This is a genomic window from Candidatus Pelagibacter communis, assembly GCF_001180025.1.
Lineage (GTDB): Bacteria > Pseudomonadota > Alphaproteobacteria > Pelagibacterales > Pelagibacteraceae > Pelagibacter > Pelagibacter ubique_A.
The window spans coordinates 114,118-120,490 of the sequence record NZ_CVSK01000071.1 but is presented as its reverse complement, the minus strand read 5'-3'; the positions used below and the strand labels follow the sequence as shown (position 1 = coordinate 120,490).

Annotated in this window: 5 protein-coding genes; all 5 read right to left on the bottom strand. The window is 20.8% G+C overall.

Annotated features, from left to right (window positions below; translation table 11 throughout):
* Positions 1–107: 107 nt before the first annotated feature.
* Complete coding sequence (locus AMN83_RS04710; protein ID WP_075504512.1) at positions 108–1,961, bottom strand: glycosyltransferase family protein; 1,854 nt, start codon at positions 1,959–1,961, stop codon at positions 108–110.
* Between the two features lies 1 nt (position 1,962).
* Complete coding sequence (locus AMN83_RS04705) at positions 1,963–2,805, bottom strand: hypothetical protein (protein ID WP_075504511.1); 843 nt, start codon at positions 2,803–2,805, stop codon at positions 1,963–1,965.
* Positions 2,802–3,857, bottom strand: coding sequence for a glycosyltransferase (locus AMN83_RS04700; protein ID WP_075504510.1), 1,056 nt, complete (start codon positions 3,855–3,857; stop codon positions 2,802–2,804). Before AMN83_RS04700 ends, AMN83_RS04705 begins: the two co-directional genes overlap by 4 nt.
* 21 nt (positions 3,858–3,878) lie before the next feature.
* On the bottom strand, positions 3,879–4,571 hold the full coding sequence (locus tag AMN83_RS04695; RefSeq protein ID WP_075504509.1) for an acylneuraminate cytidylyltransferase family protein: 693 nt from the start codon (positions 4,569–4,571) through the stop codon (positions 3,879–3,881).
* 94 nt (positions 4,572–4,665) lie between these two features.
* Positions 4,666–6,369: a hypothetical protein gene (locus AMN83_RS04690; RefSeq protein ID WP_075504508.1), complete on the bottom strand. Its 1,704-nt coding sequence runs from the start codon at positions 6,367–6,369 to the stop codon at positions 4,666–4,668.
* Positions 6,370–6,373 lie beyond the last annotated feature (4 nt).

The window sequence follows — 6,373 nt, the reverse complement described above, 5'->3', positions numbered from 1 at the left end:
TTTGAAAATCTGGCCCTCTATTCTTAAGAGAATTTAAAATATCATCACTATCATCTTCAAATGAACCAATTACTCCAGCAATACCACACATTAAATTAAAAAATTCATCAGATTTTTTTAAAAACTATCGATTTTGAATAACTGTTTTTTCCGTGATTTTCAACACCATTATATTCTTTAAAAATTTTATAACCTGATTCTTTTGCTATTTCTAATATTTTAAGTTCTGAAAATTGACTATTTGGATAAAGAATAGTTTTATTTGAGAAACTATCATGCTGTAATTGATACCTTTCCTCTGTAAAAAGATTTTGTGAAAAAAATGAGTACTGAGAAAAAATCTTTGGATTAAAAGAAAAATTATTGTTAGCTAAAATAATAAATTTAGCAGAAGATTTAAAAAGAATTTTAATTATTTGCATAGGATTCTTTAAATATTGTAAAGTTGTTGAAGTATAAATTAGGTCATAATTCAATTTAAATAATTGCTTCGAAAATTTTGAAAATTTACAAAAATTTAAATTTTCCTCTTTTGCAATTTTTACAACGGATGATGTTTCAATAATATTATAATCATATTTTTTTCTAATATTTTTTTTTAAGTTTAAATAATCTGAGCCATAGCCACCTCCTAATTCTAAAATTTTAATTTTATTTTTTTTTATTTTTCTCACAATATTTCTTAAAATAAAAAAAGAAGTGCTTTTTAATTTTTCAACGTTTGATGTTTCAAAAAAATTTTTGTATCTTATTTTTTGAAGTATTAAATTATCATATGAATTTGAAAATTTTTTATTACAAAATCGTTTACAGTGATCATAACTAGTAAATTCTTTAGTATAATAAAATCTTTTTATTAGATGTGATAATTTCTTAAGAACATTTGAGAAATTAAATTTTTTTTTACTGTTTTTAAAAATTTTTTTATTAACATCTAAATTATCAAAATTTAATATATCATCAATTTTTTTTTCATATGATTTTATATTTTTAATTATTTTATTTTGAACTGCTTCAGTTATTTTTTTTCTTAATTTTTCATTTTTTGAATAAAGTTTAATTTTATTTATTAAGTCATTTCTGTTCCTAAAAAGTATGTATTTTGATAAGTTTCCATATATTCTTTTATGGGTTGAACTATATTCTGTTAAAATTAGTCCTCCCGCCGCAGGAATTTCTATACTTCTTGAAGTTTGTGTATCGTAATTTATTTTTCTTAAAAAACTTAAATTAATTCTACTTGATGCCAAAATATCTCTATATCTATTATTAAAAACCTCTCCTCCTTTATATGTATTTTTTCTTTTAAATTGATTGGCATAATTTTCCCAACCATATCCCCATATATTAATTTTAAAACCTTCACTCTCGAGTGATGTTAGTAACTTTACCCTATCAAGAGTACATGAACCTACAAACGAAATATCGTATTTATACTTCTGTTTATAATTAAATTTTTTAAAATGTATTTTTTCTGAATATGCTTTGTCAGTAAAATGAATATTGGAATTATATTTTTTTGCAAATTTTTTGTAATCAGGAATATTGATCAAATTTATTTTGTCAAAGATGCTTAATTTAAATATTCTGTTTATAAAAAAATTATTATTATGACTTAAAATCATATTATCGTTTGAAAAATAAATTATTTTCGCAAGTGGGGATAAATTTCGGATTTTCTTAAGAGTTGAAGGATAAATATACCATCCCTTCTCAATAAAAATAAAACTCAAATCAGCATTCGATTTTGCAACTTGTATCATATTTTTATTAAAATTTGATATATCAATTGGTATTTTTAATTTTTCAAAAACTTTTTCAAAAAAATTAGGTCTTATTCTTTTTTTCCATTGATAGACTGGAAAAATTCTATAGTTATTTTTCTTTAATGCTAATTTCCAAAAAGATATTTTAGATTTTACATTAGCATTAGGTATTGTTATTAAAATTTTTTTTTTCAATTTAATTTAGAACTTCTTCGATTTTTTTTTGTTTAAATATTTTTAAAATTCCAGCACCTGTACAATTGTAAACATCTATATTTTTTCTCTTGAAGTATTCAGACCAAAATCTGTATTGATTAAGTGTTATAGACATTTGATCAAGATCCTCAATATAATTTTGAAATTTTTTTTTGTTATTATCAGGGTTTGAACCATATGCATGAGTTTCAAAATTATCGATTAACTCATAACACAAACCATTAGCTTCAACTCCCACAAACAAAATGGAATTTGGATTAGTATATGCTAAAAATGATAAGGTAGCTCCAAAAACTGCTCCTCCAAAAGTGGGTGTTGTAAGATTGATTTTAAATTTTTTAAAATTATATTTATTTAGAAATAATCTATTATCTATCCATACTATCTTTAATTCTTTATTTTTAATTATTTCATTCGTAAATTTTTTATTAAATGCCCATTTAACATTAAATATAAATGTAACATTTGGATTAAGTTCCAAAATTTTATCTATAATATCAGTACCCCATTCACCTTTATAAAACTTATCATCAATAATAATATGATATTTGGGCTGTAATAATTTATACTCATCAATTAAATACCCTCTATTCATAAAGATAGTATTTTTATTAATAAATTTTTTAATTTCTAGATTTTTTAGTGCAGGAGAATTTCCTACTATAATCCACTGTTGATTTCGAAAAATATTTGATAATTGATTATTTTTTTTTAAAAGATTTCTTTTTTTATTCTCAAATAAAAAATGGAAGGTAAGTATTATAAAATTAATTAAATAAAAAAAAAAATATTTTAAGTTAAAATAAGATTTCCAAAAGCTCATTTATTAATGTTTAGTTCTATTTTATTTAAATAATTCTTAAAAGTATAATCATTTAGCAATTTTTTTAAAACTTTTATATTTCTTTTTTTTTTTAAAAGTATTTTGGTAGCTCTATAAATATTATTTACATTAAGTTTTGATTTAGCTATCCAGTTGTACTTAATAAAGTTACTATCTATTTCCATAGTATTTGAACATATTACTGGTTTAGCTTGCAGTAATGCTTCCCATATTACTAAATCAAAATCTGCTTTATCAAGACAGTAAATACACAGAGAATTTTTAATTTGTAATTTTTTTTCTTTCTCTGATACAAAACCAAAGAAACTAACGTTATTAATTAATTTTTTTATTCTTACAATCTCTTTTAAATTTTTCATTTGAGATCCATCACCACAAATATGTAATTTCAATTTTGGATTAGTCTTATTTATTTTTTTAAAAGTTTTGATAATTAAATCAACATTTTTCTTTTTTTCTAACCTTCCTAAACTTAAAATAAACTTTTTGTTATTATTGTGTTTAAAAGAGTTTAAATTTCTGATTGCAGCATTAAAAACTTTTGGTTTATAGTTGAGCAATCTTAATCTTTCTTTTTGAGATTTTTTTGTTAAAACAAAAACATCGCTAAAGATGTTTTCAACTATACCCAAAATTTTTAGTCTTACTTTTGTTAGTAAATTTATATTTTTTATACTGATTGGTTTAAATTCATCATAAGAAAACATATCATGGGCTAAATAAATTATTTTTCTTAGAAAAATCATTCTTAAAAAAAACATTTCATGCAAACCATAATTAAAATAAATTTTAATATTTTTTTTAAAAAGAAAGCTGAGACAAAATCTTAAAAAACCTAAGGAAAATGAAGGTGTAATTAGTCTCTTATAAATACTATTATAGTTTTTTTTTATATAAAGCTTACATTTTTCACTACAATATAGAGAAAACAGAAAGCATTTTTTATGACTATTAACTTCCTCAAAAAAACTTAAAGCAAAGATCTCTGAGCCTCCTATTTGAACAAATTTTCTCTGGTAATAAACAAACATGCTTATATTTTACTTAACTTATTATAATTTAGCTATTTTTGATTTAATTAATTGCTCTGCAAGTTTAAAATCATTTGGCCAGTCAATATCAAAACCTACTAATTTATCTAATTCATATAGGAATGGTTTTTTTCCAATTCTATCATTTAGCTTTTTATAAATTTTTGCTGATGCAATAAATACTCCACTATTAATCTCATATAATTTTTTTATTGTTTGAGTTCTGGGCCATTTCTCTATCTTTCGATTATAATTTATAGCTTTCTTTTTATTCCATAAAAATGTTTGAATGGCACTAACAGTCATTAAGGAGTCGCAACCCTTGTTTAACTCAAAAAAATATTTTTTTACAATTTTGTTGTAATTTTCAGTGTTAATAAATGGTGAACTCACATGTGTCCAGAGTATGTTTCCAGTATTTATAATTTGTGAAACATGTTTTATCAAATCATCAGTTGATGCACTATTATCAGCTAATTTCTTTGCTCTTTTGATTATAATAATTTTGTTAGATTTTTTTTTTTTTAAAAAATTAATTATTTTATTATCATCGGTTGAAACATAAACTTTGTCTAAATTTTTTATATTAATTATTTGATTAAACTTAATCTCAAACAATCCTAACTTAAAATTTGAAAATTTTTTTGTATTTTTATGCAGTATCCTTTTTGAACCTTTTCTGCATGGAAGAAAAACATTTATTTTATTGTTCATGACCATATACTATACGTTAATTTATATCTAAAAGTCTTTTAATAAATATATTTTTTTTAATTTTTTTCTGTTGGTTTCATGTAATTTATAAAAGCTATAATTCATATAATATAAACGCATTATTTTCGAAAATTAATTTTAATTTTTCCAACTTCATTATATTTTTTATAGAGCTATTTTTATTTATGAGGATTATTTGATCTTGAAATATATTTTGAGAATTTTTTTGGTGATAGTAATTTTTAATTACTTCTCTTAAATTACTAAAAGTTTTATTTTTTTGAAGTGATTTGTAAGTATTTTTCTTATTTGCTGATGCGGGCCCATCTTCTAAAAAAATTAATTCATGAAATACTCCATGCAAATCGTATTTAAACTCATTTTTATTCAATGAAAAAATACTCTCTATTTTATTTAGATCATTTATTCCATGAGCAATACAAGTATCAATAAATCTCTTCAAATTAATCTCTGGGCTGATTTCTATATTTCTTGCTGAATAAAATATGTAATTTTTTGAATTTACATAATTGTAACCATAAAAAATGAAATTAGGATCAAGTGTAAGTATTGTTTTGCCACTAATTAAATATTTAATTTCATTCAAATCTTTTTTAAATTTTAATTGATCATACAAATATTTCTCATTTTTTTTTAAAATACTTTGAGAATAATTATTAAAAGATAAAACAAAAAAAATTATAAAAACAAACGAAAATAGAGCAATAATTCTTTTATATACTAATTTATTAAAAATTATATTTGTTATGAAAAAAATGTTTATCCATTGTAAAGGTTTGGAGAAATACATATCAACATGATAAAATTGCAAATCATAACCAATTAAAAACTTTGCGTTATAAACTATAAAAACTGTTAAAAAAGATAAGTTTAAATAAATAAATTTTTCTATTTTGTAAAATCTATAAAGAAGAAGATTTAAGCAGAAAAAAAATATAATAATGGAATTTCGTTTATCAAATATCAAATCATAATTAGCACCTAATAAAAATTTAGAAAACCAATTTGATTCTATCTGATTTAATAAATACCATAGAAAAAAAGAAAACAAATTTAATGATAGAAAATAAAAAATTTTTTGATTTTTGTATTTTTTTTTAAATAAAAAATAAAATGAAAATAGAAAAGATCCTGTAATTTGTATTAAAGAATTAAACGGATATATGAAATAGAATAATGGAGTAAACAGTAATATTTTTTTTTTGTTAGATTGAAAATATTTAAAATTCAAAAAGATAAATAAAACTAAAAAGATTGATGTCATTGATGGTGAGATTTGCCTATAAATATATGGCATGGACTTTAAATTCATATTTTTAAATATTTCTAGGAAAAAATTTATTGTGGTTGGACCTGTAGAAAATAAAATTAAAAATATTATGCTAAATAAACATGAATAAAATTTATCTAATTTTAAAATTTTGTTAAAAAAAAGGTGTATGGTAATCAAAAATCCAAAACTCAATATTATATCAATAAAAATTGGAAAATAATTATTAGTCAATAAAATTTTTAAAAATGATAAAACAATTATTGAAATTGACATACTGCTAAATTTAAAATTATTATCAATTTCATTTACACCAAAACTTTTGTTTTGGAGTAAGTTATCAGCTCTTAAAAAATAACTTGTTTGTTCATCCCAAATAAAATTACTCTGTAAAATAATATTTGGATCAAAGTTTTCAGAATTAAATAAATATAAATTGTAATAAAAAACTGTTGGTATTAATGAAATAATAAAAAAAATTAAAATAATTTTTAAACTTTCTTTCATTAAA

Coding starts and splice junctions, on each gene's coding strand:
- AMN83_RS04700 (WP_075504510.1), bottom strand. CDS start 3,857: ATGTTTGTTTATTACCAGAGAAAATTTGTTCAAATAGGAGGCTCAGAG.
- AMN83_RS04705 (WP_075504511.1), bottom strand. CDS start 2,805: ATGAGCTTTTGGAAATCTTATTTTAACTTAAAATATTTTTTTTTTTAT.
- AMN83_RS04695 (WP_075504509.1), bottom strand. CDS start 4,571: ATGAACAATAAAATAAATGTTTTTCTTCCATGCAGAAAAGGTTCAAAA.
- AMN83_RS04690 (WP_075504508.1), bottom strand. CDS start 6,369: ATGAAAGAAAGTTTAAAAATTATTTTAATTTTTTTTATTATTTCATTA.